Annotated in this window: 23 protein-coding genes and 1 tRNA gene; 18 read left to right on the top strand and 6 right to left on the bottom strand. The window is 57.2% G+C overall.

Going from position 1 to position 25,737, the window contains the following annotated elements:
- Positions 1–47: 47 nt before the first annotated feature.
- Positions 48–1,508 (bottom strand): beta-Ala-His dipeptidase, encoded by a 1,461-nt coding sequence (gene pepD, locus AC6I79_RS14975; RefSeq protein WP_159377484.1) that lies wholly within the window; start codon positions 1,506–1,508, stop codon positions 48–50.
- 254 nt (positions 1,509–1,762) lie between these two features.
- Between pepD and gpt the strand changes: the two genes are divergently transcribed.
- The 3 genes from gpt to crl all read left to right on the top strand — a co-directional run bounded on the left by gpt (position 1,763) and on the right by crl (position 4,100).
- Complete coding sequence (gpt, locus tag AC6I79_RS14970) at positions 1,763–2,221, top strand: xanthine phosphoribosyltransferase (protein WP_021507279.1); 459 nt, start codon at positions 1,763–1,765, stop codon at positions 2,219–2,221.
- 120 nt (positions 2,222–2,341) lie between these two features.
- Positions 2,342–3,589, top strand: coding sequence for an esterase FrsA (frsA, locus tag AC6I79_RS14965; protein ID WP_058781173.1), 1,248 nt, complete (start codon positions 2,342–2,344; stop codon positions 3,587–3,589).
- A gap of 109 nt (positions 3,590–3,698) precedes the next feature.
- Entirely contained in the window at positions 3,699–4,100 is a 402-nt protein-coding gene (crl, locus tag AC6I79_RS14960; protein ID WP_021313042.1) for a sigma factor-binding protein Crl, read from the top strand.
- An 81-nt stretch (positions 4,101–4,181) separates the two neighbouring features.
- On the opposite strand, the gene ompC is transcribed toward crl, so the two are convergent.
- Positions 4,182–5,264, bottom strand: a complete 1,083-nt coding sequence (gene ompC, locus AC6I79_RS14955; RefSeq protein WP_021507277.1) for a porin OmpC — start codon at positions 5,262–5,264, stop codon at positions 4,182–4,184.
- Between the two features lie 246 nt (positions 5,265–5,510).
- Between ompC and proB the strand changes: the two genes are divergently transcribed.
- The 10 genes from proB (at position 5,511) to AC6I79_RS14905 (ending at position 13,157) form a co-directional block, all read left to right on the top strand.
- A complete protein-coding gene (proB, locus tag AC6I79_RS14950; protein ID WP_159377483.1) occupies positions 5,511–6,614 on the top strand; it encodes a glutamate 5-kinase in 1,104 nt (367 codons plus the stop codon).
- Positions 6,615–6,624: 10 nt separating this feature from the next.
- Positions 6,625–7,878, top strand: coding sequence for a glutamate-5-semialdehyde dehydrogenase (gene proA, locus AC6I79_RS14945; protein ID WP_498027359.1), 1,254 nt, complete (start codon positions 6,625–6,627; stop codon positions 7,876–7,878).
- A gap of 353 nt (positions 7,879–8,231) precedes the next feature.
- The gene (locus tag AC6I79_RS14940; protein ID WP_031279669.1) at positions 8,232–8,963 is read left to right on the top strand and encodes a S24 family peptidase; all 732 of its coding nucleotides are present in this window, start codon (positions 8,232–8,234) and stop codon (positions 8,961–8,963) included.
- 413 nt (positions 8,964–9,376) lie between these two features.
- Positions 9,377–9,655, top strand: coding sequence for a transcriptional antitermination N peptide (locus AC6I79_RS14935; protein WP_021507273.1), 279 nt, complete (start codon positions 9,377–9,379; stop codon positions 9,653–9,655).
- A 178-nt stretch (positions 9,656–9,833) separates the two neighbouring features.
- Complete coding sequence (locus tag AC6I79_RS14930; protein ID WP_021507272.1) at positions 9,834–10,301, top strand: lysozyme family protein; 468 nt, start codon at positions 9,834–9,836, stop codon at positions 10,299–10,301.
- A 2-nt stretch (positions 10,302–10,303) separates the two neighbouring features.
- Positions 10,304–10,648, top strand: a complete 345-nt coding sequence (locus AC6I79_RS14925; protein WP_031279668.1) for a DUF7940 domain-containing protein — start codon at positions 10,304–10,306, stop codon at positions 10,646–10,648.
- On the top strand, positions 10,645–10,938 hold the full coding sequence (locus tag AC6I79_RS14920; protein ID WP_058769339.1) for a hypothetical protein: 294 nt from the start codon (positions 10,645–10,647) through the stop codon (positions 10,936–10,938). The genes AC6I79_RS14925 and AC6I79_RS14920 overlap by 4 nt, the downstream gene beginning before the upstream one ends.
- On the top strand, positions 10,886–11,089 hold the full coding sequence (locus AC6I79_RS14915) for a hypothetical protein (protein ID WP_125310414.1): 204 nt from the start codon (positions 10,886–10,888) through the stop codon (positions 11,087–11,089). The genes AC6I79_RS14920 and AC6I79_RS14915 overlap by 53 nt, the downstream gene beginning before the upstream one ends.
- A 50-nt stretch (positions 11,090–11,139) precedes the next feature.
- Positions 11,140–12,885: a putative phage tail protein gene (locus AC6I79_RS14910; RefSeq protein WP_021507268.1), complete on the top strand. Its 1,746-nt coding sequence runs from the start codon at positions 11,140–11,142 to the stop codon at positions 12,883–12,885.
- 196 nt (positions 12,886–13,081) lie between these two features.
- Positions 13,082–13,157, top strand: a tRNA-Thr gene (locus tag AC6I79_RS14905).
- Positions 13,158–13,362: 205 nt separating this feature from the next.
- Here AC6I79_RS14905 and AC6I79_RS14900 read toward each other — a convergent pair.
- Positions 13,363–14,781, bottom strand: coding sequence for an aldehyde dehydrogenase family protein (locus AC6I79_RS14900; protein WP_159377465.1), 1,419 nt, complete (start codon positions 14,779–14,781; stop codon positions 13,363–13,365).
- A 104-nt stretch (positions 14,782–14,885) separates the two neighbouring features.
- On the opposite strand from AC6I79_RS14900, the gene AC6I79_RS14895 reads away from it, so the two are divergent.
- The gene (locus AC6I79_RS14895; RefSeq protein ID WP_498027358.1) at positions 14,886–15,803 is read left to right on the top strand and encodes a LysR family transcriptional regulator; all 918 of its coding nucleotides are present in this window, start codon (positions 14,886–14,888) and stop codon (positions 15,801–15,803) included.
- A 9-nt stretch (positions 15,804–15,812) separates the two neighbouring features.
- Here AC6I79_RS14895 and AC6I79_RS14890 read toward each other — a convergent pair whose 3' ends face one another.
- A complete protein-coding gene (locus tag AC6I79_RS14890; RefSeq protein WP_498027357.1) occupies positions 15,813–17,711 on the bottom strand; it encodes a flagellin N-terminal helical domain-containing protein in 1,899 nt (632 codons plus the stop codon).
- 1,203 nt (positions 17,712–18,914) lie between these two features.
- Between AC6I79_RS14890 and AC6I79_RS14885 the strand changes: the two genes are divergently transcribed.
- Genes AC6I79_RS14885 through AC6I79_RS14875 form a run of 3 tightly spaced genes read left to right on the top strand, consistent with a single transcriptional unit; the run spans position 18,915 to position 22,208 of the window.
- On the top strand, positions 18,915–19,892 hold the full coding sequence (locus AC6I79_RS14885) for a glycosyltransferase family 2 protein (RefSeq protein ID WP_166709652.1): 978 nt from the start codon (positions 18,915–18,917) through the stop codon (positions 19,890–19,892).
- Positions 19,893–19,908: 16 nt separating this feature from the next.
- Positions 19,909–21,216 (top strand): oligosaccharide flippase family protein, encoded by a 1,308-nt coding sequence (locus tag AC6I79_RS14880; protein WP_058775186.1) that lies wholly within the window; start codon positions 19,909–19,911, stop codon positions 21,214–21,216.
- A complete protein-coding gene (locus tag AC6I79_RS14875) occupies positions 21,213–22,208 on the top strand; it encodes a glycosyltransferase family 2 protein (protein WP_241798724.1) in 996 nt (331 codons plus the stop codon). Before AC6I79_RS14880 ends, AC6I79_RS14875 begins: the two co-directional genes overlap by 4 nt.
- 166 nt (positions 22,209–22,374) lie before the next feature.
- On the opposite strand, the gene AC6I79_RS14870 is transcribed toward AC6I79_RS14875, so the two are convergent.
- Positions 22,375–22,620 carry a hypothetical protein gene (locus AC6I79_RS14870; protein ID WP_315655215.1) on the bottom strand — a complete coding sequence of 82 codons (246 nt, stop codon included), beginning with the start codon at positions 22,618–22,620 and terminating at the stop codon, positions 22,375–22,377.
- Between AC6I79_RS14870 and AC6I79_RS14865 the strand changes: the two genes are divergently transcribed.
- Complete coding sequence (locus AC6I79_RS14865) at positions 22,608–23,897, top strand: HAAAP family serine/threonine permease (protein ID WP_021507261.1); 1,290 nt, start codon at positions 22,608–22,610, stop codon at positions 23,895–23,897. The two genes, AC6I79_RS14870 and AC6I79_RS14865, sit on opposite strands and share 13 nt — an antisense overlap.
- Before the next feature lie 99 nt (positions 23,898–23,996).
- On the opposite strand, the gene AC6I79_RS14860 is transcribed toward AC6I79_RS14865, so the two are convergent.
- Positions 23,997–25,553 carry a methyl-accepting chemotaxis protein gene (locus AC6I79_RS14860; protein WP_136547420.1) on the bottom strand — a complete coding sequence of 519 codons (1,557 nt, stop codon included), beginning with the start codon at positions 25,551–25,553 and terminating at the stop codon, positions 23,997–23,999.
- Between the last annotated feature and the right edge of the window lie 184 nt (positions 25,554–25,737).

Genomic DNA, 25,737 nt, shown 5'->3' with positions numbered 1-25,737 from the left:
AATAAAAAATCCTGCCCGGGGGCAGGATTTTTTTTATCGCAACAGCCTTACGCTTTTTCCGGCACCACGTTCAGCAGCGCGGTCAGCAGTTTCCAGTACAGACCAACGCTGTCGATGTGCACCTGCTCGTCCGGCGAATGCGGACCGGTGATGGTTGGCCCAATCGATACCATATCCATATTCGGGTACGGTTTTTTGAACAGACCGCACTCCAGACCGGCGTGAATCACCTGAATGTTTGGCGTTTTGCCAAACAGCGCTTCATAGGTCTTACGCGTCAGCGCCATGATGGGCGAGTCGGCATCCGGCTGCCAGCCCGGGTAACCGCCTTTCGGCGCAGTTTTCGCCCCGGCCAGCGCACCCAGCGAGGTCAGGGTTTCGACCACCCAGTCTTTACCGGTGTCGATCAGCGAGCGAATCAGGCAAATAATCTCGGCGCTGTCCTGCTCCATGGTGACCACACCGACGTTAAGCGAGGTTTCCACCACGCCTTTGGCCACGTCCGAGTTGCGGATCACGCCGTTTGGCGTGCTGTTCAGCAGGTTGATGAAGCGATCGCGGCTGTCTGCGGTCAGCGCCTGGCCCTGATTCGCCAGCGGCTCGCTCAGCACGGCGACGTTCTTCTCTTTACTGCCCAGCTCATTCTGCAGCGTAGCCTGGAAGTGGGCGGCAGCAGACTTCAGCGCATCCACTTTATGGCTGTCGATGGCCAGCGTAGCGAACGCCTCGCGCGGAATCGCATTGCGCAGCGTACCGCCGGTGAACTCAATCAGACGGATATCCAGCTCAGCCGCGTGCACGGCAAGGAAGCGCGCCAGCAGCTTGTTGGCGTTGCCGAGACCAAGATGAATGTCCGCCCCGGAGTGACCACCTTTCAAACCTTTCAGCGTCAGCTTCAGGGTTTCGAAACCGGCAGGCACGGCCTCGCGGCTCAGCGGCAGGGTAGTGATAAAGTCGATACCCCCGGCGCAGCCCATGTAGATCTCACCTTCCTCTTCCGAGTCGGTGTTGATCAGGATGTCCGCCTGCAGCCAGTTTGGCTGCAGACCAAAGGCGCCGTCCATGCCCGACTCTTCGGTCATGGTCAGCAGCACTTCCAGCGGGCCGTGGGTCAGGCTGTTGTCCGCCAGCACCGCCAGCGCAGAGGCCATACCGATACCGTTATCCGCACCCAGCGTGGTGCCGCGCGCTTTCACCCACTCGCCATCAACGTACGGCTGAATCGGGTCTTTGGTGAAGTCGTGTACCGTGTCATTGTTCTTCTGCGGCACCATATCGAGGTGCGCCTGCAGCGCCACCGGAGTACGGTTTTCCATGCCTGCGGTAGCAGGTTTACGAATCAGGATATTGCCGACCTGATCGCGTTCAACCCAGAAACCTTGCTCTTTAGCCCAGCCAACAACGTATTCGGCCAGCGCTTCTTCATGGTAAGAAGGGTGCGGAATCGAGCAGATTTTTGCGAAGATATCCCACAGCGGCTGCGGGGAAAGTTGAGACAATTCAGACACAACGCGTCTCCTGTGTCAGCGCGGCGGACATACCGCTCGCACGCGGGTTTCCAGTGAAAGATCGCCGTCAGCACATCTGACGTGATGGGCCAGAGAATATCACTGTTTCCTGCCGGGTGCGCCATCGGGCGCGCTAAAAACCTGCAACCGATGTGACGGGTGCTGGTTTTTAACGCGTCAGATCCTTATAATCTCGCGCAACCTTTTCCCCCTTGCATATTTTTAAGCCAATCTCATTGGCCGGGATTCCTTTTATGAGCGAAAAATACGTCGTTACCTGGGACATGCTGCAGATTCATGCCCGTAAACTGGCCCAGCGCCTGCTTCCTGTGGAACAGTGGAAAGGCATCATCGCGGTCAGCCGCGGAGGTCTGGTTCCGGCATCGCTGCTGGCGCGTGAACTGGGGATTCGCTACGTCGATACCGTGTGCATCTCCAGCTACGATCACGATCACCAGCGTGAAATGAAAGTGCTGAAGCGCGCAGAAGGCGACGGTGAAGGTTTTGTGGTCATCGACGATCTGGTGGATACCGGCGGTACCGCGCAGGCGATTCGTGATATGTATCCAAAAGCGCGTTTCTGCACCATCTTCGCCAAGCCGGCTGGCCGCGCGCTGGTGGACGACTACATTGTCGATATTCCGCAGAACACCTGGATCGAGCAGCCGTGGGACATGGGCGTGGTGTACATTCCGCCGATTGTAAAAAGCTGATTGATGCAACGCAAACAACGCCCGGTTATGCCGGGCGTTGTGCTTTCTGCGCCTCGCGCCCGTGCGGCGGGTGCAGTACACTCTTAGCCATCTATGCGACTGCCGCAGGAGAAGCTTAAGATGGCCGAGAAAAATCTCAGCGAAGAACTGTTCAAACCCCGCTTCAAACACCCGGAAACCTCCTCGCTGGTGCATCGCCAGCACCACCCGACGGCGCAGGTGCACAATGCCCTGGAAGGCGATACCCAGCGCGGCTGGTATCGCATGCTGAATAAGCTGCTGTGGACGTGGCGCGGCCTGGCGCCGCAGGAGATCAGCGAAGTGCTGGCGCGCATTGCCGTCAGTAAATTTGAACACACCGACGAAACGCTGCTGGACACGGTGATTGGCTATCGCGGCGGCAACTGGAACTATGAGTGGTCGAAGCAGGCGGCGCTGTGGCAGCAGCGTGCAATGCAGAACGCCGATCACGATGAGGCCGGCCAGCAGTGGCTGCATGCCGCCAGTCTGTACAGCCTGGCCGCGTATCCCTACATTAAAGGTGATGAGCTGGCGGATCAGGCGCAGGTGCTGGCGAATCGCGCTTATGAAGAAGCCACCCAGCGCCTGCCCGGCGAGCTGAAATCCCTGACCTTTCCCATCAGCGGCGGCAGTCCGGTCACCGGCTTCCTGCATATGCCGGCGCAGGCCAGCGCGCCGTATCCGACCGTGCTGCTGTGCGGCGGTCTCGACTCGCTGCAGAGCGACCATTACCGGCTGTTTCACGATTATCTGGCACCGCGCGGCATCGCCATGCTGACGCTGGATATGCCGTCGGTGGGTTTCAGCAGCAAATGGATGCTCAATCAGGACACCAGCCAGCTGCATCAGCAGGTGCTGCGCGAGCTGAGCAACGTGCCGTGGATTGATCACACGCGCGTGGCGCTGTTCGGTTACCGCTTTGGCGCCAACGTGGCGACGCGGCTGGCTTACCTTGAGGTGCCGCGTCTGCGCGCGGTGGCGTCGCTCGGGCCGATGGTGCATCACGTGTTTGTCGATGCGCAGCGCCAGCAGCAGCTGCCGGATATGTATATGGACATGCTGGCCAGCCGGCTGGGCATGTCGTCGACCTCCGACAGCAATCTGCGCATCGAGCTCAACCGCTATTCGCTCAAAGTTCAGGGCCTGCTGGGCCGCCGGACGCCGGTGCCGATGCTGGCCGCTTACTGGCCCAACGATCTGTTCAGCCCGGAAGAGGAGGCGCAGCTGATCGTCAACTCCTCGGCGCAGGGCAAGGCGCTGGCGATTCCCGCCACGCCAGTGTTTGCCAGCTTTGACAAGGCGCTCAATCAAATTTGCGACTGGCTGGCAAAACAGTTGCAGCGCTAACTGGCGAAATACGCAGACTCTGCTACAACTTATCTTCGGGAAAATACGTGCGGTGGCGTTTTGCCGCCGCGCTGCGTTTTATACGGTTTATTTGAGGGAGAGAGTTAGCATGACGTTACCGAGTGGTCACCCCCGTAGTCGCCTGCTTAAGCGCTTCACCGAATTGGGGCCGTACATCCGTGAAGGACAGTGTGAAGAGACGCGTTTCTTCTTTGATTGCCTGGCGGCGTGCGTCAACGTCAAACCGGCGCCGGAAAGCCGCGAGTTCTGGGGCTGGTGGATGACGCTGAACGCCTATGAAGATCACTTCACCTACGAATACCACTTCGGCCTGTTTGATAAAGACGGCGACTGGAGCGTGGCCGCGATCAAGGGCAAAGAGAACAATGAGAAAGTGGAGAGCACGCTGCGTAATTTCCACGAGCGCCTGAAAGCCACGCTGCATGAGTTTAAGCTTGATCTCAGGCCCGCGGCGGGGTTCAAAGAAGAGCCGGTTAAACTCAGCGCCTGAACCTGAGTCAGACCTGAATAAGAAAGAGCCGGTGATGAGCCGGCTCTTTTTTTGCAGACACAGACAGGGTAATGCTGACGCTTAGAACTGGTAGGTCAGACCGACCGCCACCACGTCATCGCTGTTGATGCCCAGCGGGTTGTTGTCATCCAGCTGGTTGATTTTGTAGTCAACCATGGCCGACATGTTTTTGTTGAAGTAGTACGTCATCGCCACGTCGACATATTTCACGATGTCCGCATCGCCAATGCCTTCAATGTCTTTGCCTTTGCTCTGCACGTAGCCCAGCGATGGACGCAGACCGAAGTCGAACTGATACTGTGCAACCACTTCAAAGTTCTGCGTTTTATTCGCCACGCCGCCCGTGATTGGCGTCATGTTACGGGTTTCAGAGTAGGTCGATGCCAGGTAAATGCTGTTCGCGTCATATTTGATGCCCGCGCCCCAGGCTTCCGCTTTGTCACCACGGCCCAGACGGGTCGCCACGTCCTGCGAGTTGGTACGGTCAGCAGAGGAGATCGCACTCATCAGGCTGACACCGCTATCGCCGAGGGTGTAACCCAGTGACGCACCGTAACCGTCGCCGTTCTGCTTAGGAATCTCTGAACGGCCGTTGGCGCTGGTGGAATCGTTCTTGCCCTGATACTGCACCGCGAAACGCAGGCCATCCACCAGACCGAAAAAATTGCTGTTGCGGTAAGTGGCGACGCCAGAAGTACGGCCCAGCATGTAGGTGTCGGTGTAGGCGCTGTCGCCACCGAATTCTGGCAGCACGTCGGTCCATGCCAGCACATCGTAAACCACGCCGTAGTTACGACCGTAATCAACAGAGCCGTAGTTACCAAACTTCAGACCGGCAAAGCCCAGACGGGTTTTGTTACCGATGTTAGCGTCGGTGTTGGTTTCCGCGCGGTTACCCTGGAACTGATATTCCCACTGACCGTAGCCGGTCATCAGGTCGTTAATCTGCGTCTGCCCTTTGAAGCCCAGACGGATGTAAGTTTTGTCGCCGTCAGCGGCTGCGTTGTCGCTGAAGTAGTGCATGCCTTTCACACGACCGTACAGATCCAGTTTGTTACCGTCTTTGTTATAAACTTCTGCGGCTTGTGCGGTTGAGGCCAGAGCCAGCGCGGAAACGATGAGTGCCAGTGTGCTTTTCTTCATTTTGCTATCAATCCCAATGAGTAAAATTTGTTGTACCCGTGAAAAGGTTTGTAAAACACGGGACGTTTTACCGACTGGCAATGAAGGTTTTATGACATTTTTTCTGATTTCTTGTTAATCGCGAACTTTTGGTCTACCCGCTTGTCAGGCGTTTTTTGTGCTTTTCCCCTTGCCGCTGTTGGCTTCCTTGCTGACTCCTGTTAAAACGTCCCTTCGCAGATTTTTTTCTTACATGGCAGGAAAAACATGAGTGGCAGTCAGACCCTGGTGGTCAAATTGGGTACCAGCGTCCTCACCGGCGGATCGCGCCGGCTGAACCGGGCGCATATGGTGGAGCTGGTTCGGCAGTGTGCACAACTGCACGCCGCCGGTCATCGCATTATCATCGTCACCTCAGGCGCGATTGCCGCCGGTCGCGAACACCTTGGTTACCCGGAACTGCCACCGACCATCGCCTCAAAGCAGCTGCTGGCTGCGGTGGGGCAGAGTCGTTTAATCCAGCTGTGGGAGCAGCTGTTCTCCATCTACGGTATCCATATCGGGCAGATGCTGCTGACGCGCGCCGACATGGAAGACCGTGAACGCTTCCTCTACGCGCGCGATATGCTGCGCGCGCTGCTCGACAACCATATCGTGCCGGTGATTAACGAGAACGACGCGGTGGCAACCGCAGAAATCAAGGTTGGCGATAATGACAACCTGTCCGCGCTGGCGGCGATGCTCGGCGGTGCCGATAAACTGCTGCTGCTGACCGATCAGCCTGGCCTGTTTACCGCCGATCCGCGCACCAATCCCGAGGCAGAACTGATCAGCGATGTGCATCAGATTGATGATGCGCTGCGCACGCTGGCTGGCGGCAGCGTCTCCGGTCTCGGCACCGGCGGCATGGCCACCAAACTGCAGGCGGCGGATGTCGCCTGCCGCGCCGGCATTGACGTGATCATTGCGGCCGGCAGCCGCCCGGATGTAATCGGGGATGTGCTGCACGGCAAACCGGTGGGGACGCGCTTCCACGCGCAGCAGTCACCGCTGGAAAACCGCAAGCGCTGGATCTTCGGCGCGCCACCAGCGGGCGAGATCACCATAGACGACGGCGCGCTGGCGGCGATGCTGGAGCGCGGCAGTTCGCTGCTGCCGAAAGGCGTCCGTGACGTGCAGGGCAATTTCTCGCGCGGCGAAGTGATCCGCATCCGTAACCTGCAGGGGCGCGATATCGCCCACGGCGTCACGCGCTACAACAGCGATGCGATGCGCATGATCGCCGGTCATCACAGTCAGGAGATTGGTGAGATCCTCGGTTACGAATATGGCCCGGTTGCGGTGCACCGCGACGATATGATCGTCAGTTAAGGAGCGGATAATGTTAGAACAGATGGGTAAAGCGGCGCGTGAGGCGTCGTACAAACTGGCGGAGCTCTCCACCGAACAAAAAAATCAGGTACTGCTGACTATCGCCGATCGGCTGGAAGCGGAAAGCGCCGACATTCTGGCGGCTAACCAGCAGGATCTGGCCGATGCGCACACTAACGGCATGAGTGCGGCGCTGCTCGATCGTCTGACGCTCAACCCGCAGCGCCTGAAAGGCATCGCGGATGACGTGCGCCAGGTGTGCCGTCTGGCCGATCCGGTTGGCCAGCTGATCGACGGCGGGCTGCTCGACAGCGGCCTGCGCATTGAGCGACGTCGCGTGCCGCTCGGCGTGATTGGGGTGATCTACGAAGCGCGCCCGAACGTCACGGTCGATGTGGCGTCACTGTGTCTGAAAACCGGCAACGCGGCGATTCTGCGCGGCGGCAAAGAGACCTGGCGCACCAACGCCGCCACGGTGCGGGTGATCCAGAACGCGCTCATTGAGCATGATTTACCGGCAGCAGCGGTGCAGGCGATTGAGAACCCGGATCGCGAACTGGTGAATCAGCTGCTGAAGCTCGATCGCTACGTTGACATGCTGATCCCGCGCGGCGGTGCCGGGCTGCACAAGCTGTGTCGCGAAAATTCCACCATTCCGGTGATCACCGGCGGTATCGGCGTATGCCATCTCTATCTCGACGAAACCATAGAGACGGACGCCGCGCTGGAGGTGATCGTCAACGCCAAGAAGCAGCGTCCCAGCGCTTGTAACTCGCTGGAAACCCTGCTGATTCATCGCGATCAGGCCGAACGCTTCATTCCGGCGTTTCTGCAGCGTATGGCGCAGGAGAACATTGCGCTGCACGCCGACGAAAACGCGCTGGCGCTGCTGCAGCAGGGCCCGGCCAGCGTGGTGGCGGTGCAGATGCACCAATACGACGATGAGTGGCTGTCGAACGATCTGAACGTCAAGCTGGTGGCGGACCTCGATGAAGCGGTCGCGCACATCCGCGCGCACGGCACCCAGCACTCCGACGGCATTCTGACGCGCAGTATTGGCAATGCCAATCGCTTCGTGAATCAGGTCGACTCATCGGCGGTATACGTCAACGCCAGCACCCGCTTTACCGACGGCGGCCAGTTCGGTCTCGGCGCTGAAGTGGCGGTCAGTACGCAGAAACTGCATGCGCGCGGTCCGATGGGCCTCGAAGCACTCACCACCTACAAATGGATTGGCTGGGGCGACGATACCCTGCGCCGTTAGTTTTCTCTCCGGCATCATAATGGGCACCTGACGCGGTGCCCTTTTTGATCGCTTTCGATCCAGTTATTTTCAGAGCTTTTCGTTTTATTCCTGTCATCTGTGGCGCGCCTGCGGCTTTTCGCCCATTTTTTGCTGTGGGTGCTGGTCTCAGCGTTACAGAACAATCCTGAAAACCCCTGTCAGAACAAGCTGTCAGAGATTCATTACTGGTTTCCACCAGGGCGAAGAGGATAATGATCGTCCAGCTTTATTGATAAAAGCGGTTGGGTAGTAAACTAGCGGTAATATAAAATGAACTGGTAGCAAAAATGAAAATAACATTCAGTCTTTTACTGATGGCAGACTATTAACTGATGGTTAAAAAAGAGAGTACCAGACAAGCTTTTACTGCCAGGCTGATTGCCGCATGCGAGAGCGCGGGAATTGTCGGACATGGACGGAACAAACAGGTCGCTCAGGCACTGCAACAACGGGGATGCAGGATCTCAACTCCAGGGGTCTGGAAATGGTTTAACGCGCAATCCATTCCGGATGACAGTAATCTGCTGGCGCTCAGCCAGCTGTTAGGCGTGCGCGTGGAGTGGCTGCAGTTCGGCATGGAAAAACCGGATGTGGCGCTTGCCCGTCAGCGCCTGATTGATCCGCAGCACATGTTCCGCGTCGAAAGCCTGGATATCGGGCAACGCAGCGCACAGGGTATTGTCGCGCGCGACGAACTGGTCGAGACCATTCAGGCGATTGAATACGGTCTGGATGAGGCGCGCGTGCTGTTTAACGGCCGTCCGGCCGAAAATATCCGGCTGATTGCCCTGAACAGTGACTCCATGGCCGGTACTTTTGCTCCGCGCGATCAGCTGTTTGTCGATATCAGCGTGCACCGCTTCGACGGCGACGGCATCTACCTGTTTAATCTCGACAACCAGCTCTACCTCAAGCGACTGCAGTTACAGCACAAGAAGGTGGCGGTGATCTCCGACAACAAACGCTACGAGACCTGGTATCTGACGCTGGACGAAGCGGCGTCGCTGCAGGTGATTGCCCGCGTCATCATGAGCCAGGCGCGTGACTATCAGATTCTGGGCTGAGCAGCAGTGCGTTAACCGGCAAAAAAAATAATCCGGCTGAAATCAAAAATTTAACTGTCGGTAAATAAAAAATTAACTGTCAGTGTTTGCCAATGCATTAGAACCTGTTAATAATTTGACCATAGATGGACGACATCTCTGCTCCCGGATGAGCCCGCTCTTAAACAATTGAGGCGCTGCACAAGCGCGAGACAACCCACCCAAAGTCAGTGAATTTTGGGATGGGGTGGATACGCACTTAGCAGCGTCGTCAGTTGTCCTCTGCTTTCACTCTCCTCTGCTTATACCTGGCCGTTTTTTACGGCCGGGCAAGCCAGTTGCGGGTGATTGCAGAGGGGCCACGGACGTCCCGGTCTGTGCCGAATCGCCGTGCTCACCACCCCATCGCCAAAGACTCATTCACAGGAGGAGTTATGGCGATTATTCAATATGGCAAATCAGTCTTTAGCGGAAACGCGCGCACCCGTCGCCACCGGCGGCGTCAGCCGCTCAGCCGCCTGAAGCGCAGCATCGACAGTGCTCTGGGCCTGGAGTGTGATGAGATCACCCTGCGCACCGCCGAGCGCATCTGCCAGCGGGAAATCCGCTCCCGGGTAGACCGCGCAGTACTGGCGCCCACGCGGCCCTGCAACGACAACCCCAGCTTTGATAACTGCTGTTTGCCCCACGTTCATTTGTACGCCGTGCGTTAATTCTCTGCTGTTTTCCCAGTTCTGAACGGAACGTTTCACCTTTCCTCACTGTTTAGTTGCGCTTGAGCGTTGCGCTTAACGGCTGCCTGTCGCCCGGCGCAACCGATCAGCGAGGTTTATGTGTTGTGGTTATTTGCGCAGCTTTTCATGCCGTTGCGCCCGTCAAAGAGGAACCGTTATGAGCCAAATCATTGCCATTTTGAATTTCGAAGAGGGATACCGCGAAGCGCCTTACCTCGACACGCAGGGGTTTCCCACCGTTGCGGGCGGTATTCGCATCGGGCCGAAAGGCGCGTCGCTCAGCCACTATATCTTCCGCGTGCCGCGCCGCGTTGGTGACGTGTGGAAGCAGTGCATCGTTGAGGGCAAGGTGCAGGAGATGCAGCAGCGCGCACTGGTGCAGCAGGCACTGAGTCAATGCAACGAGGCGCGCAGCGATGTGCTGATCAGCATGGCCTACCAGATGGGCGTCGACGGTCTGGCGCTGTTTCGCGGCATGCTCACCGCGGTGACGCAACGCGATTTCGACGCGGCGGCGAACGCCATGCTCGACAGCCTGTGGGCGCGGCAAACTGCGGGGCGCGCCCGGCGTCATGCCGAAGTGATGCGCACGGGCACCTACGACATTTATCGGGGGCTGTTATGAACATGCGCTGGTTGTTGTTCGTTATCGCCGTACTGGCGGCCATCATTCTTTTGCTGTTGCTGCAGCGCTTCACCACGCTGGAGTTTGTTAAACACGCGCGCCTGTTGTTTAAAACCTGGTCGGTGTGGCTGGCGTCGCTGGGTTCAATGCTCAGCGCCTGGGTGCAGTCGTTTCCCTCGTCAGCGCTGGATGCATGGAACGCACTGCCGGCGGATATCAAAGAGATCCTGCCGCACAACTATCTCGGCCTGATCGGTGCCTTCATGGTGGCGATGGGCGTACTGGCGCAGTTCGTGCGTCAAAAGAACCTGGTGGAGCAGAGAAAAACGCTGGAGGACAAACCATGAGCTTTCTTCTTTCTCAGCTTGCCGGCAGCTGGCACTGGCTGGCGGCAATTGGCGGCGTGATTGCCGCGCTGATTGCCAGCTACGCCGGCGGTAAAAAAATCGGCAAGGTGCAGCAGCAGGCGAAAGCTGATGTTGCGCAGGCCGAAAAGACCGCCGCGCAGGCGGTTGAAGTTAATCAGCAGCAGCAACAGCTGCGTGAGGAGGCCAGACGTGTGGAAACCCGTAACGGTAATCTTGATGACGCTGCTGCTCGTGACAAGCTGCAGCAGTCGAAATACCACCAACCCTGAGGCGCCCGTCGTTATCGACTCCGCCTGTTCGTTATTTTCCCCGATTTACACCCACGGCAATGACGCCGAACGCATGGACATTCGCACCGTGCGCGCCATCAACAACCACAACGATCTCTGGGACCAGCACTGCCGCCCGGCGGCGCACTAACGCTGTTCTCTCGCTTTGTATTGCAAACCTGAAATGCCGAGGAGGCTAAGATGATCGAAGTTAACTCTTTTGCTGAACTGCGTACCACTGTGCCGGCCAAAAACGGCGATCTGGCGTTCCTGCGCCGCTACAACCCGGACTCCACCTTCCGTGGCGGTGGGGATTTCACCGGCTTTATCGGCACCACTACGGCCGCCGATGACGGCGGTACGCTGGCGGTCGGCAATGGCTTTTACTGGAAACGCGTGATCAACGATCCGGCCGACGTCAACGTCTACCACTTCGGTGCGAAAGGTGACGGTTACGCTAACGATACCGACGCCTTTAACCGCATGCTGGCGTGGACGCAGGGTTACAGCGGTAATATCCGTGACCTGCCGGTGCGTTTCCCGGGCGGTAAATTCCTGATTAACCCGATCGACATCAGCGCTACCGAGATCGCCTTTTTTGGTCTGCAGGGGGATGACGTGGAGCTGGGTTCGCTGCCGCGCACCACCATCATCTCCGACAAAAGTGCCAACACGGTGTTCAAAGTGAAGGCACGGCGGACCGCGATCAAAGGCATCACCTGGCACGGTCAGGCATCGGCCGACGTCACCACCAACAAAGGTACCATTACCGCCGAGATGTGTACCAACGTGCAGCCGTTCTTCGAAAACACCTGCATCGAAGGCACCACGTTAAATATTTACTGTTTCCGCGCGCAAAACAGCGGCGGCACGGTGATTAAAGCGCTGGATACGCTCGACAGTAAATTTGACCAGATCTACACGCTGTGGACCTATGGCCGGGTGTTTGACATTGGCTGGTCGAACTCGCCAAACGGCAAGTGGGACCACTCAACGGCTATCGAGATCTGCAACTGTAACTTCCAGACCGGCTACGGCGACGCCACGCTGTACATGCCGCGCGTGACGCAGGGCATCATGCGTAACGTGTGGATTGAGCACACGCGTAATCCGGGCGATCTGTCGGACGGTGCCTGGAGCATTGATACGCTGAACATTGAGGATTGCGGCACGCCGTTCAATCTCAATAATGCGCGCGTCATCATGCGCCAGATTGGCCTGCAGTCCGGGGCGAAAATCTCGAACGATATGGCCGGCACGCGCTGGCTGTCGACTTTTGACTATGGCTATCGTCGCGAAGAGCATCACGGCACGCTGATCACCGGCTCATTCCGCGCGGGCTACTACAGCGGCCACAAAGTCACCAACAATACCGACACCGATAACTGGTATCGCCTCGGCCAGCTGTTCTTCCCGACGGCGAATCAGCAGTGGGTGATGGAGCTGATTGGTAAAGCCGACGCCACCCAGCCAACCGGAACGGCCGCCTCGCCGGTCAATCTGGCGGGCACCGGGAAAACGTGGATTAACCTGCAGCGGCTGGAAACGGTATGGGCGGATGCCTGCCATATGGGGCAGCCGGCGGTGCTGGATATTCGCTACAGCCGCGTCGGCACCACCTATGCCGTGGTATGGGTGAAGCTGCGCGCCAACAGCGGCGACACGCTGATTAACCTGAAGACCACCGGTCCGACGCGTTTTGAAGCTGGCTCCTGCTCGCTGTTCCAGCCTGATTTCTCGGTGGTGACGGATACCACCAAAATGGGCACCCTCAAACCGGCGGCGCGCTTTGGCCTGCACAATGGCGTCGCGGGTATTGGGGCTAACGAGAAAGGCGTGCTTACCGTCGCGACGGCAGCAGGTACGCCGACCAATAAAACCACGCCGACGGGCTTTGTGCTGGTCAATATCAACGGTGTCGATCGTAAGCTTCCTTATTACGATTGAGGCCAGCACCTTTTGGCGAGGCTGCGGCCTCGCCTTTTTTTGTGCCTGGCGCGAGAGGGCAGTGTTCGCGGCGGTTTTTCCGCGTCAAAACTAAGGCCAGCGCGGCTGATGCTGAAAAACGCAGCACTTAACCGGCACCATCTTGACTCATCCCCCCGATTTTTCTATGTTTACTCCCCGTAGTTCCCGCCTCAATGCCGGTATAGCTCAGTTGGTAGAGCAGCGCATTCGTAATGCGAAGGTCGCAGGTTCGACTCCTGTTTCCGGCACCAGTTAAATCAATCCCTTATCTAATATTGTTACTGTCCCGATTCAGCCTGTGTGACAGATTTGTGCCCTCAACACCTATAAACATGGCGATTTTTGCGTGCGCAGAAAGGTGATGGGCGTCAGGATAATCACAATCTAAAAGAGGCGCATTGCTCTGGCGCGACACCCTGCGCCGCAGTGCTATTCACTGCAGCGCTCACCTCATCCTTAACCAGCAATCAGCGCCCGTGGTTCCAGAAACGCGCTGATACCCGCCTGACCCATCTCCCGGCCGATGCCGGAGTGGCGGAAACCGCCGAACGGCGCGCGCGGTTCGTGTGCCAGCGTGTTGATCATCACGCGGCCGGCGATCAGCTGTTCTCCCACGATGCGTGCATGCTGTTCATCCGCCCCGATCACCAGTGCCGACAGGCCGTAATCGCTGTCGTTGGCCATGGCGATGGCTTCGGCTTCATCGCGGTAAGTCAGGATGCTCAGCACCGGGCCAAAAATCTCTTCGCGCGCCAGCGGCATTTCATTGGTGACATCGCTGAATAGCGTCGGGCGGATATACCAGCCGTGGTGCAGCCCGTCCGGGCGGCCGCTGCCGCCGGTCAGCAGGCGCGCGCCCTGTTGTTCGCCGAGCGCGATATAGTGCTGCACGCGCTGCCACTGTTTCTCGTTGACCATCGGCCCAATGGTGGTGCGCGCGTCAGCCGGATCGCCGGAGACCTCCGCAGCGACTGCCGCCGTCAGCGCTTGTTCGAACTCGGCCTTGCGCTGCTCCGGCACCAGAATGCGCGTGCCGGCAATACAGGCCTGGCCGCTGTTGATAAAGCCAGCCTGAACCGCCAGCCCGGCTGCCTGCGCGGCATCGGCATCCGGCAAAATCAGCGTCGGCGATTTACCGCCCAGTTCCAGCGTGACGCGTTTAAAGGTGTCGGCGGCGCTGCGCAGAATCGCTTTGCCGGTGGCGGTCGAGCCGGTAAAGGAAATTTTCGCCACCTGCGGACTGCGGCTCAGGGCTTCGCCGACGCTGGCGCCGCGTCCGGTGACGATATTAAACACTCCCGCAGGCAAACCGGCGGTGTGCAGCGCCCTAGTGATCACCTGGGTCTGCAACAGGCTGAACTCGCTGGGTTTGATCACGGCGGTACAGCCTGCGGCAATCGCGGTCGCCAGTTTGTGGCAGATAAAGCCCGCGTTGCTGTTCCATGGCGTGATCAGGCCGGCAACGCCGAGCGGCAGCATTTGCACCTGCGCGCGACCTGCCTGTTGTACAAACGGATAGCGTTTCAGCTCTTCAATCACCTGCAGAATCACATCAGCCGGATAGCGGCTCATCCACTCGGAGCGTGCGGTGGGCGCGCCGTACTCCTCAAGGATCGCCGCGCGCAGCTCGCTTTCGGCACGGTTAACCGCATGGTACATCTGTTCCAGCAGGGTGATGCGCTGCGCCACCGTGGTCGCGGCCAGGGCGGGAAACGCCGCCGCGGCTGCCGCAATTGCGCGTTCAGCATCCTGCGCATTGGCCAGACGCGCTTTACCGATTACGCTGCCGTCGGCAGGTTTGATAATATCCAGCCATTCATCGCCGTCAGGAGTGACAAACTGGCCGTTGATATAGATGTGTTCAATCATGTGCATGGCTATGCTCCTTTGCATGTTGCGTGGCGGCAAAGTAGCACGCACCACCGGCGGCGATAATCCGCCTCCGCCTGCAAAGGGTATTGCGCGAAACGGAATAATTGATGAACCGGACAGGTCTGACTGAACTGGAAATTGTGCTGGCGGTCGCGCGCCGCGGCACCTTTAAAGCGGCGGCCAGCGAGCTGGAGATGTCGCCTTCGGCGGTGACCAATGCGGTTGCCGCGCTGGAGAAACGGCTGGGCGTGCGGCTCTTCAACCGCACCACGCGCAGCGTCGCGCTGACCGATGCCGGACGGCGTTTCAGCGAGAAAATTGTGCCAGCGCTGGCGATGATCCGCAGCGCGGCTGAGGAAGCCGGTAGCGATCCGGGCGATCCGGCCGGCATGCTGCGTCTTAACGTGCCGCCGGAGAGCAGCGCGCTGTGGTACGCATCGATATTGCTGCCGTTCCTGCAGCGCTATCCGCGCATTCGCGTCGATATTTACAGCCAGAAAGAGCGGGTGGATATCGTGGCCGACGGCTTTGATGCCGGCATTCGGCTGGCAGAGGACGTGCCGGGCGATATGATTGCCGTCAGGCTGACGCCGGAAATGCGCATGATTGTGGTGGCCGCGCCAGCCTACCTCACACACGCGGGCACACCGCAGACGCCAGAGGCGCTCGATCAGCATCAAACCCTGTGTATGCGCATGGCGGACGGCAGCGTTTACCGCTGGGAGCTGAGCCAGCAGCAGCAGCGTTATCGGCTGCAGGGCGAGCCGCGTATGGCGGCCAGCGACATGAGCGCCATCCACCAGGCGGCGCTGGCGGGTCTGGGCATTGCCTGCATGACGGAACAGCAGGTTGCGGCGGATGTGCAGGCGGGCCGACTGGTGCACCTATTGCCGGGCTGGCAGGTGCCCCTCGGTGCGCTCTGCCTCTACTATCCGGGACACCGGCTGGTGCCGCCGGCACTGCGGGCGCTCACCGAATTTGTGCGTGAGCAGCGTGATGCTTCTGCCTCATCTGAAGCCGGATGACGTCCTTTATCAGGCGTTCAGTAACTTCAGCACCTGCTGCGGCAGCTGATTAGCCTGCGCCAGCAGGGCGCTGCTGGCCTGTTGCAGAATTTGCTGACGCGACAGGCTGGAGACTTCCGTGGCGTAATCCGCATCCTCAATACGGGAGCGCGATGCCGCAATCGCGGCGGTGGCGTTACCCTGCAGCGTTTGCGCCGAGAGCAGCCGGTTAGCAACGGCGCCCAGACGGGTGCGCTGACTGTCGATTTGCCCGATGGCGCGATCCAGCGTGGCGAGCGGATCGTCCGGATGCTTCAGGCGGATCTCTGAACCGGTCTCGGCCACGCGCAGCGTCGTAAAGTTGGTGGAGGCATCGGTCACTGACGACAAAGCCGCCTGGAAGTAAATCTGCACGTCACCCACGCCCTGCAGGGTTTTCAGCATCAGGTTGCCGCTGCTGTCACTGCGCACGAAGGTGGCGGTTTTATCCAGATTGCCGTTCGGCACATCCATGTAGTAATTGCCGTCGGCGTCGAGTTTCAGCACATCATTACTGCTGTTGCCATCGACATCGGTATAGCGCACATCCACATTGGCCGGATCGAGCGTGATGTAGGAGGTGCCGGTCACGCTGTTTACCGCACTGAAGCTGTTAATGCTGCTGGCGCTGGTCGCGACGATGCTCAGGGCATTACTGGTGCCATCCGAGGTCGCGCTGACGGCGGCGTTGTAATACTGGTAGTTACCGCCGCCGTTATCCACTTCCATTACATACTGCCCGCCGCTGGTGCGCAGCAGACGGCCATTGCTCACCGCGTTGCCGCTGGCATCGCTAAAGCTGAGGCTGGCGGTGCTGGTGTCGATCGCCGGCGTGTCGGTCACCGTGGTCGGCAGGGTCGCGAAATCGCTGTCGGTTTTGGCGGCACCGCCGGTCATGCGTGCCGTTACTGCGCCGCTGCTGCCAAAGCTGAGCGTGGCCGGATACCAGCTGTTGTTCTGCTCAATATAATACTGGCCATTATCCTGCGTTAACGTGGCTGCGGGCGTGGTGCTCAGCGCGCTGCCACTGCTGTCCTGAAAATTAACCGCCGGGATGGTGCGCGACGCAATGCTGCTGACGTTGCTGTACAGCGGCGCCGGATTGCTGCGGCTAATCGAGACGTTACCGGCAGCCGTGGCGGTGTCCCAGCGCGCACTGACGGCGGCCAGATAATAGACCGGCTTGCCGTCGGCGTCGCTGCTCTGCACGTACTGGCGGTTATCACCACTGCTGCGCACCAGCTGCGGTGAGCCGCTGGCGGGCAGATAGTTCACGGTAATTGCCGGGTTGCTGAACGCCATATTGGTGGCGAGGCCGGTGAGGGTAGTTACATTAGTCACTTTGCCGCTGATGCCGCTGATCACCAAATCCTTAAGTCCCAGCGCCTCCACGCTGAAGCCGGGCGCCGACAGGTCGAGACTGATTTTCTCGTTGTCATTAGCGCCAACCTGGAATCCCAGCTTACCGGCGCTGCCATCCAGCAGCCTGATGCCGTTAAAGCTGCTGGTGGTGTTGAGCCGGTCAATCTCTTTCAGATTGAGGTTAATCTCCGCCTGAATGGCGTCCGAGTCGCTCTGCGAATTGGTGCTGTTTAATCCCTGAACCGCCAGCTGGCGAATCCGCTGCAGGCGGTTATTGATCTCATCCAGCGCGCTTTCCGCGGTTTCGACCAGTGACAGGCCGTCACCGGTATTACGCTGCGCCACCGCCAGGCCGTTCTGCTGGCTGCTAAAACGGTTACCAATCGCCTGACCTGCCGCATCGTCACGCGCGCTGGTGATGCGCATACCCGACGATAAATGGCGGATCGCATCGCCCAGCGCCGCGCCACTTCTGGCAGATTGCTTGCTGGCGTTGAGGGCTGAGAGATTGGTTTGCAGGCTGATCATTTCCGGGCTCACTGATAAATACACTGATAGCGTTATCGGCATTTACCGGCTTTCTTTAAAAAAATATTTGGCCTAAGTCACGTCAGCGAAGCGCTGATTGTTAAAATAAGCAGCATGAAATCGCGTTAAGTTGAGTTTGTGATGCGGTAAGGATCTGTATTTTTTCGCGCGGCGCTAATTTATAGAGACAGGGCTTGACGACTACTAAAAATAGCAGGTCAGCACAATGAATAAAGATTATTACTGCTTAAGCGGGACGGCGAGGGCGTAACCCATTGCGATAACAACCGCTTAGGACGCTACTGGACTTATCCGCCGGTTTCCCTGCTCTTATTCCTGGTCAGCAGCACGCGCCGCCCTTATCAATCGCCGCGGTTGCGCTTTATCCATGCTAATCAGTCAGCGCGAAATAAGGCGGCGGGGCGGGTGAGTAAATTCCGTTTTGGTCTGGAAGGCATTGACCTTATAACTGCGCCTGGTAAGAATGCGGTAAAAGTTTTGAATCAGATCGCAATTTTTGGCCTTGTGCCATTTGCAGTCCGGCTGCGATAGCCGGACTGAATTAACGCCACTTGCACCCCGCGCCGCGCAACACACATCGCGGCGTAATAAAAGTGCAGGGCATACAGCAAATATCGTTAATGTCGTAACGCTCGTTGCGAAGGCCCGTCGAAAGATGCACCTTTTCAACCGCGGTCGGCAGTTCCCGTTCTCCTGATGCGGCAAAAAATAGCTGGAGAGGTAGCGCCGATCAGGATAATGAATAAACCTCTATCTGATAAATGTTTTACCCGGCAGCAACGCAATAAATACGTTGCTGTGCAGGAAACGTTGGGGCTAACTGGCTGATAAATCACTGAACTCTGCGGAGTGCAGCGCCCCTTCTTTACGCCTGAAAATGCACCAAAGAGAATTCCAGCACGCTGGTTGCTGTAAGCCAGGGGCGGTAGCCTGCGGTTTTTATCCTTTAAATCGCCAGATAAACCTGACCTGAATATATAGCGAAATTCTTATCTTGTTGCAGCAAAAAATAGACGTGTTCTGGCGGTCATATTTTGCTGAGGAAACTCTGAAAACAGCGGTGTATTAATGTTAAGCCGGATGAAAGCATAGGCCGTTAAACGTTAAGCATTAACGGTTCAGTATCGATTTTTATTTTGTCACGGCGGGTTCAACCCCCAATAAATTATGTTTTGAGGTCATATGCAAACTCCCGTTAACGACGTGCTGATTAGCGTCATTGTGCCGGTGTATAACGCCGCAGCTTATCTGGAAAGATGCATCGACAGCCTGCTGCAGCAGGATGAGGTTCGCTTTGAGGCCATTTTTATTAATGACGGCTCCAGCGATGACTCGCTGGCGATCCTGCAGCGCTACGCCGGTTATCCGCAGTTCCACCTTATCAGCCAGGCCAACGCGGGCGTCTCGGCGGCGCGCAACCGGGGCATTCGCGCCTCGCGCGGCCGGCTGCTGTGTTTTTTAGACGCCGATGACTTCCTGCCGCCCCAGGCCTTCTCGACGTATGTGCGGCTGATGAGTGATGAAACGGCGATGGTGGTGGGTGAGTCACAACACTTCAACCCGGACGGCGCCCCGCTGGATTTTCCCGCCAACCGTGAACAGGCGCACGCGCTGTCGGTATCGGCGGCGATTAACGATCTGCTCTATTACCATCCGCGCCACGGTATCTGCGACAAGGTGTTTCGCGGCGATGTCATTCGTCAGCACCGGCTGCGGTTCAACGAAGAGATCGCCAATTTCGAAGACCTGCTGTTTGTCATGAACTACCTGCATCTGCAGCAGGATCGCCAGGTAGTGATGACGCAGCGGGTGGTTTATCACTACGTCAAATCCACGCACTCCGCCACGCGTTCGGCGCTGCGGGAAAAACATTTCTCTTTTGCCCGCTCGTTCAGCGGCATGAAGGCGTTTTTATCGAGCCAGCATTATCGCTGCTATTACCACCTCTATTTAAAAGTCACGGCGTCTTACATCCACAAAGGGCTGCACAGCGACAGCCTGAGCCGCGCCTTCATTGATGAATACATCACGCTCTATCGCCGCAGTTTCCGCAGCTGGTGCACCGCCGGACCGCTACTTAATCCGTGGAGCCTGTACTTTGCGCTGTTTTTCATTAGCCCGCGCCTGGTTTCACGGCTGCGCCGGCTGGCAGAGAAATAATCGCACCGGAGGCGTTGTGAAAGACAAATTAAAAAACTCCATGTGGATGATTGCCGAAAAGCTGATTGCGGTATTCGGCCTGATCTTTGTCACCTCCTACGTGGCGAAATACGTCGGGCCCACCACCTTCGGCATTATCTCCATCGCCATGCTGGTATTTCAGTTTATTCAGACCATCGCACTGATGGGCAGCGATGTGATTTTGCTGAAACGCATCGCGCAGAATCATCACTCCGGCCTGCGCCTGATGATGGCGACCTTCCTGCTGGTACTGGTGCTGTATTGCGTGCTGTCGATTGTTGGCATGGCGATTATGGAAGAGGAGTGGAGCGCCGACGCGCTGGTCTTTATCTGCGCGGCAGCCATTGCCTGCCTGTTCTCATCCATTGACCTGGTCAATATTTACAACGAAGCGAGGCTCAACGCGCGTCTCAATGTGATTGCCAACGTCATTGGCCTGGCTATCAGCCTGACGGTGCGCTTTCTGATCTCCTATTACCAGCTGGAACCGGCCTGGCTGGCGATTCCGATTGTGCTCGCCACCTTTATTCCTTTCACCATCAAGTTAACGCTGTTTCTGCTGTATGAGCGGCGTGCACCGCTTCCGGCGCTGCGCCACGTGAAAAAGTATTCGCGCTACATGCTGGTGTCCGGCATGTCGCTGATCTTCTCTGCGATTGCCGTTGCGCTCTATACCCGCGTGAATCAAATCAGCGTCTCTTATTTTCTCGGCGTGAAAGAGGCGGGCATTTTTTCCGTGGCGCTGACGTTGTCAACCGCCTGGGTATTTTTACCCAGCGCGCTGCTGGCGTCGTTTTATCCGGCATTTTTTGCCGAGCGGAATGACCAGCAGGCGATCGTCAAAGCGCAGAAACTGCATCTGCTGGTGATTGGCGTTTCCGCTGCGGTAATTGTGGCGATCTGGCTGCTGTCGGGCTGGTTTATTCGTGACTTCTACGGTGAGCAATATCTTGATGCGGTCGCGCCGACGTTATTACTCAGCCTCGGTGCGATGTGCGCGGTGCTGAGCAGCGTCATGGATCGTTTCATCATTAAATATAACGGCTATCGCTATCTGGTGAAAAAAACCTTCGCGGTATTAGTGATTTGCGTGCTGTCGTCGCTGCTGCTGGTGCCGCATTTCGGCTTAACCGGTGCCGCCATGAGCGTGGTATTAACCGAGTTTTTATCGTTCTCCCTGCTGAATTATTTTTTCCCGGCGCAGCCGGTCATGCGTATTCATCTGATCTTTTTCAACCCCAGGAAACTATGGCAGCTCTTTAGCACTATCAAAACCTCAGACAGTAAAGAGAGTTTATCATGAATGAAAAAACGCTATTTAGTATTATCATTCCCGTCTATAACGCGCAAAACACTATCCGGCGTACGCTGCAAAGCGTATTAAATCAAACCTTCAGTAGCTATGAAATAATTGTTGTCAACGATGGCAGTCGCGATAACAGTGCCAGAATTTTGCAGGAATTTGCTCACTATCCGCAGGTTACGGTGCTTAATCAAATTAACGCAGGCGTCAGTGCGGCACGCAATAGCGGGCTGCAGCAGGCCAGCGGGGAATATGTCCTGTTTCTCGATGCGGATGACTGGGTTGACGATAACTTTCTGATGAGTTTCAAACTCAATCTCAATGCCTGGCCGGCCGAAGCGGTGGACTTAATGGTCGGCAATCTCAACGACAACCGTATCGGCAAAGTCTCGCAGGCGGGATTCTTCAGCCAGCAGGATATTCCTTACGTGCTGGGCGAGCTGGAGATGAGCGACAACATTGGCTATCTGCATAATAAATGTTATCGCCGCCAGATTATTGACGATCTTCATCTGCGCTTCATGGAAGGCGTCTCGATGAGTGAGGACCTGCTGTTTAACCTGAAGTTTTTCAGCTGCGTCAGTAATTTTCTCATTACCCCAGGCGCGGCTTATCACTATGAGGATGTGGCGGGATCGCTGTCGAAACGTAAAGTGCAGTACAGCGAACTGAAAGTGCGTAAACAGTCGCTTACCGATTTGTACGATTCGATTGTGGAAAAGTACGCGTCGGGTAATCTCGACCATTTTTTAAAAGCGATCTCGAAACGCGTGCTGGCACTGGATATGCAGATTGTCACCGCCATGTATCACGCCTCGTTTTCACCTGCCGATATTGCGCAGGAAATTAATCAAATCAAGCGCGGAAAATATTCTAAAGGTATTTTTACGCTGCTGAATAAAAATGAAAAACTGAAGTACATGATTATCAATTTGAATACTATCACAGCGTACTATTTCCTTTACGCCCTCTACAGAATGCGGGCGTTCTGATTTTCAATTCTCCCGGCGTTATCCTCTGGCGAAGTACAGCATTGCCCGAGGCTAGCTGCCGGGGGAGTTTCCTTCACAGCGCTCTGCTGCTGGCAACATCCCCGCACTTCATTCTCCCGCTCACGTCCACTTCGCGCTGTGTCTTGCACTCCTGACGCTTCTCAGGTCAAATAGCGCCCCAGGCAATCGATTGCGTGCGTGTTTTGTGCGTAATTGTTGCTTTTATCGCCATCTCGCGCATTTTTACCGCCTTTGTGATGCATGTCTTGCGTTGCGGCAATCCACGCCGGGCAAAAACGGGTAGCATAGGCGCGTTTTGTGAAGCGACCGCACGCTGCAGGCCGCCGCGAATTTTTAGCCGTCGTTCCGGCTGCATTTGAGACAATTTTGGAGAGACAGATGGATAACTCACAAACCGGTACCCTCGGTACGGTGGAGGCGGCAGCTACCGGCTGGCGCAAGAGTGATACGGTGTGGATGCTGGGCCTGTACGGCACCGCAATTGGCGCAGGGGTGCTGTTTCTGCCGATTAACGCCGGCGCGGGCGGGTTGATTCCATTACTCATCATGGCGATTCTCGCCTTCCCGATGACCTTCTTTGCGCACCGTGCGCTGACGCGCTTTGTGCTCTCCGGCAAAAATCCCGGTGCAGATATCACGGACGTAGTGGAAGAGCATTTCGGTGTCGGCGCCGGTAAGATCATCACGCTGCTTTACTTCTTTGCCATCTACCCGATCCTGCTGATGTACAGCGTAGCGATCACCAATACCGTGGACAGCTTTATTGTGCACCAGCTCGGGCTGGTATCGCCGCCGCGTGCGCTGCTGTCGCTGATTTTGATTGCTGGCATGATGACGGTGGTGCGCTTCGGCGAGCAGATGATTGTCAAAGCGATGAGCGTGCTGGTGTTTCCATTTGTGGCGGTGCTGATGCTGCTGGCTGCGTATCTGGTGCCGCACTGGCACGGCGCGGCGCTGGAGACCTTATCGTTTGCGCAAAGCGGCAGCGACAGTAGTATCTGGATGACGCTGTGGCTGGCGATTCCGGTGATGGTGTTCTCCTTCAACCATTCGCCGATTATCTCGTCTTTTGCCGTGGCGAAACGCGCCGAGTATGGCGCCGGCGCGGAGAAGAAGTGTTCACGCATTCTGGCCAGCGCCCATCTGATGATGGTGGTGACCGTGATGTTCTTTGTGTTCAGCTGCGTGCTGAGCCTGTCGCCCGCCGATTTACAGGCAGCAAAGGCGCAGAACATCACCATTCTGTCCTATCTGGCGAACCACTTTAACGTGCCGATGATTGCCTGGATGGGGCCGATTGTCGCCATCGTGGCGATCACCAAATCGTTCCTCGGCCACTATCTGGGCGCGCGTGAAGGCTTCAACGGCATGGTGGCGAAGTCGCTGCGCAGCCGCGGCAAAACCATCACGCCGCAGAAAATGAATCGCCTGACCACGCTGTTTATGCTGCTGACCACCTGGCTGGTTGCCACTCTGAACCCGAGCATTCTCGGCATGATTGAGACGCTGGGCGGGCCGGTGATTGCGATGATTCTGTTCCTGATGCCGATGTACGCTATTCATAAAGTCCCGGCGATGCGCCAGTACAGCGGCAAAATCAGCAACCTGTTTGTGGTGCTGGTGGGGATTCTGGCGATTTCGTCCATCGCTTATTCGCTGATGAATTAACAGCAGGGCGCGGTGCGCCGGACCCGATGCGCACCGCCATGACAACGCCAGCGACACTGAACGGCCCCGTCTGACGCATGCAGAACGGGGCTGTCTGTTTTAAACCGCAGCGGTTTTAAACACGCTCATCGACTGCGCCAGACGATCGGCCTGCTCCTGCAGCGCCTGAGACGCAGCGGACGCTTCCTGTACCAGCGCGGCGTTCTGCTGCGTCACCGCTTCCATCTGCGTAATGGCCTGATTGATTTCACTGATGCCGCTGCTCTGTTCGCTGCTGGCAATGGTGATTTCGCTCATGATCTCCGCCACGCTGCTTACGCTATTGACCACCTCACCAATGGTCGAACCGGCGTGCGTCACCAGACGGCTGCCTTCATCCACCTTCGCCACCGAGTCTTCAATCAGCACTTTGATCTCTTTCGCCGCAGAGGCAGAACGCTGCGCCAGGTTACGCACTTCAGTGGCGACAACGGCAAATCCGCGACCCTGTTCACCGGCGCGCGCCGCTTCGACCGCTGCGTTAAGCGACAGGATGTTGGTCTGGAAGGCGATAGAGTCGATCACGCTGATGATGTCGACAATCTTCTTCGAGGAGAGGGCAATCGCCTCCATCTTCACAATCACCTGCTCCATCACTTCACCGCCTTCTTTGGCGACGCCGGAGGTTTTCGCCACCAGCGAGTTGGCTTCGCGCGCATTGTCGGCGTTGTGCTTCACGGTAGCGGTCATCTGCTCCATCGCGGACGCCGTCTCTTCCAGCGAGCTGGCCTGCTGTTCAGTGCGCGAAGAGAGATCTATGTTGCCGCTGGAGATCTGGCTGGACGCTACGGCGATGGTGTCGGATCCGGCGCGTACGTCGGAAACAATGGTCAGCAGGTTATCGTTCATCGCCTGCAGCGCCTGCATCAGCGCGCCGGTTTCATCTTTGCTGCGTATTTCAATGCGCGAGCTGAGATCGCCGGCAGCCACTTTGCTGGCGATGGTCACCGCTTCATTCAGCGGATGCACAATCGAACGGGTCAGCAGCCAGCCCATCACCACGGCAGCGAGAATGGCGAGCGCGGAGAACACCAGCGTGACTTCAATCGCCGTGGTGCCATCATCAATAATGCCGGCGCCTTCCTGCTGGAGCTGCGAGGACTGGGAATCCGCAAACGCCACCGCCAGGTCGAGGTAGGCATTCTGCACGGCGGTAATTTTTTTCAGTACGTAGTAGCTGGCGTCATCGGCTTTACCGGCCCGCACCAGATCCAGTACCTCATTTTTCTGCTGTTCAAACTGCTGACTGGCAGCCAGCAGGCTGGCAATTTTCTTTTTGCCTACGGCGGTAATCTGAATCGCTTCGATCTTCTTCATCGCCGCATTGGTGCGGGCGGTGGCGTCTGCCAGCTGCTGAAAGCGCTGCACGTTGAACTGCGGTCGGGTGGTATCGATGACGATGCCGCGCAGGTATTTGATCTGATCGTTGACGCCATCGCGCACGTCAAAGCCGAGCCGCACTTTTACATAGCGATCTTCCACAATCGAGGTAATGCCGCTCTTGATGTTGTTGATCTTCATGATTGAGGTAATACCAATCACCACCAGTAGTGCCACCACTAAACCAAAGGCGATGCCCAGGCGGACGCCGACCTTCATATTCTTTAAGCTCAACATTGGATCTCCCCGCAATGCCAGAATGCTGTTGTATTAAAACGGAAACGCAGACGACGGGTCTGCAATATGTCGATGATGTGTAAAGGAAAGATTTTTTGCCGTTGCGACAAGACGGGTCTGGCGCCACCTGCGCAGGCGCTAAAGTTATCGGTTGCTAATGTTTTAACTTTAATTTTTTAGGGAT

It is taken from the genome of gamma proteobacterium symbiont of Scutellera amethystina (assembly GCF_059730845.1).
The sequence above is the reverse complement of the archived record's forward strand: the minus strand, read 5'-3'. Positions and strand labels throughout refer to the sequence as shown.

Excerpts from the sequence above, each read along its gene's own strand:
- gpt (WP_021507279.1), top strand. The coding sequence starts at position 1,763 with ATGAGCGAAAAATACGTCGTTACCTGGGACATGCTGCAGATTCATGCC.
- AC6I79_RS14895 (WP_498027358.1), top strand. The coding sequence starts at position 14,886 with ATGAACCGGACAGGTCTGACTGAACTGGAAATTGTGCTGGCGGTCGCG.
- crl (WP_021313042.1), top strand. The coding sequence starts at position 3,699 with ATGACGTTACCGAGTGGTCACCCCCGTAGTCGCCTGCTTAAGCGCTTC.
- AC6I79_RS14890 (WP_498027357.1), bottom strand. The coding sequence starts at position 17,711 with ATGATCAGCCTGCAAACCAATCTCTCAGCCCTCAACGCCAGCAAGCAA.
- AC6I79_RS14910 (WP_021507268.1), top strand. The coding sequence starts at position 11,140 with ATGATCGAAGTTAACTCTTTTGCTGAACTGCGTACCACTGTGCCGGCC.
- AC6I79_RS14860 (WP_136547420.1), bottom strand. The coding sequence starts at position 25,553 with ATGTTGAGCTTAAAGAATATGAAGGTCGGCGTCCGCCTGGGCATCGCC.
- ompC (WP_021507277.1), bottom strand. The coding sequence starts at position 5,264 with ATGAAGAAAAGCACACTGGCACTCATCGTTTCCGCGCTGGCTCTGGCC.
- proB (WP_159377483.1), top strand. The coding sequence starts at position 5,511 with ATGAGTGGCAGTCAGACCCTGGTGGTCAAATTGGGTACCAGCGTCCTC.
- AC6I79_RS14875 (WP_241798724.1), top strand. The coding sequence starts at position 21,213 with ATGAATGAAAAAACGCTATTTAGTATTATCATTCCCGTCTATAACGCG.
- AC6I79_RS14865 (WP_021507261.1), top strand. The coding sequence starts at position 22,608 with ATGGATAACTCACAAACCGGTACCCTCGGTACGGTGGAGGCGGCAGCT.
- proA (WP_498027359.1), top strand. The coding sequence starts at position 6,625 with ATGTTAGAACAGATGGGTAAAGCGGCGCGTGAGGCGTCGTACAAACTG.
- AC6I79_RS14920 (WP_058769339.1), top strand. The coding sequence starts at position 10,645 with ATGAGCTTTCTTCTTTCTCAGCTTGCCGGCAGCTGGCACTGGCTGGCG.
- AC6I79_RS14925 (WP_031279668.1), top strand. The coding sequence starts at position 10,304 with ATGCGCTGGTTGTTGTTCGTTATCGCCGTACTGGCGGCCATCATTCTT.
- AC6I79_RS14940 (WP_031279669.1), top strand. The coding sequence starts at position 8,232 with ATGGTTAAAAAAGAGAGTACCAGACAAGCTTTTACTGCCAGGCTGATT.
- frsA (WP_058781173.1), top strand. The coding sequence starts at position 2,342 with ATGGCCGAGAAAAATCTCAGCGAAGAACTGTTCAAACCCCGCTTCAAA.
- AC6I79_RS14900 (WP_159377465.1), bottom strand. The coding sequence starts at position 14,781 with ATGCACATGATTGAACACATCTATATCAACGGCCAGTTTGTCACTCCT.
- AC6I79_RS14915 (WP_125310414.1), top strand. The coding sequence starts at position 10,886 with ATGACGCTGCTGCTCGTGACAAGCTGCAGCAGTCGAAATACCACCAAC.
- AC6I79_RS14885 (WP_166709652.1), top strand. The coding sequence starts at position 18,915 with ATGCAAACTCCCGTTAACGACGTGCTGATTAGCGTCATTGTGCCGGTG.
- AC6I79_RS14935 (WP_021507273.1), top strand. The coding sequence starts at position 9,377 with ATGGCGATTATTCAATATGGCAAATCAGTCTTTAGCGGAAACGCGCGC.
- AC6I79_RS14930 (WP_021507272.1), top strand. The coding sequence starts at position 9,834 with ATGAGCCAAATCATTGCCATTTTGAATTTCGAAGAGGGATACCGCGAA.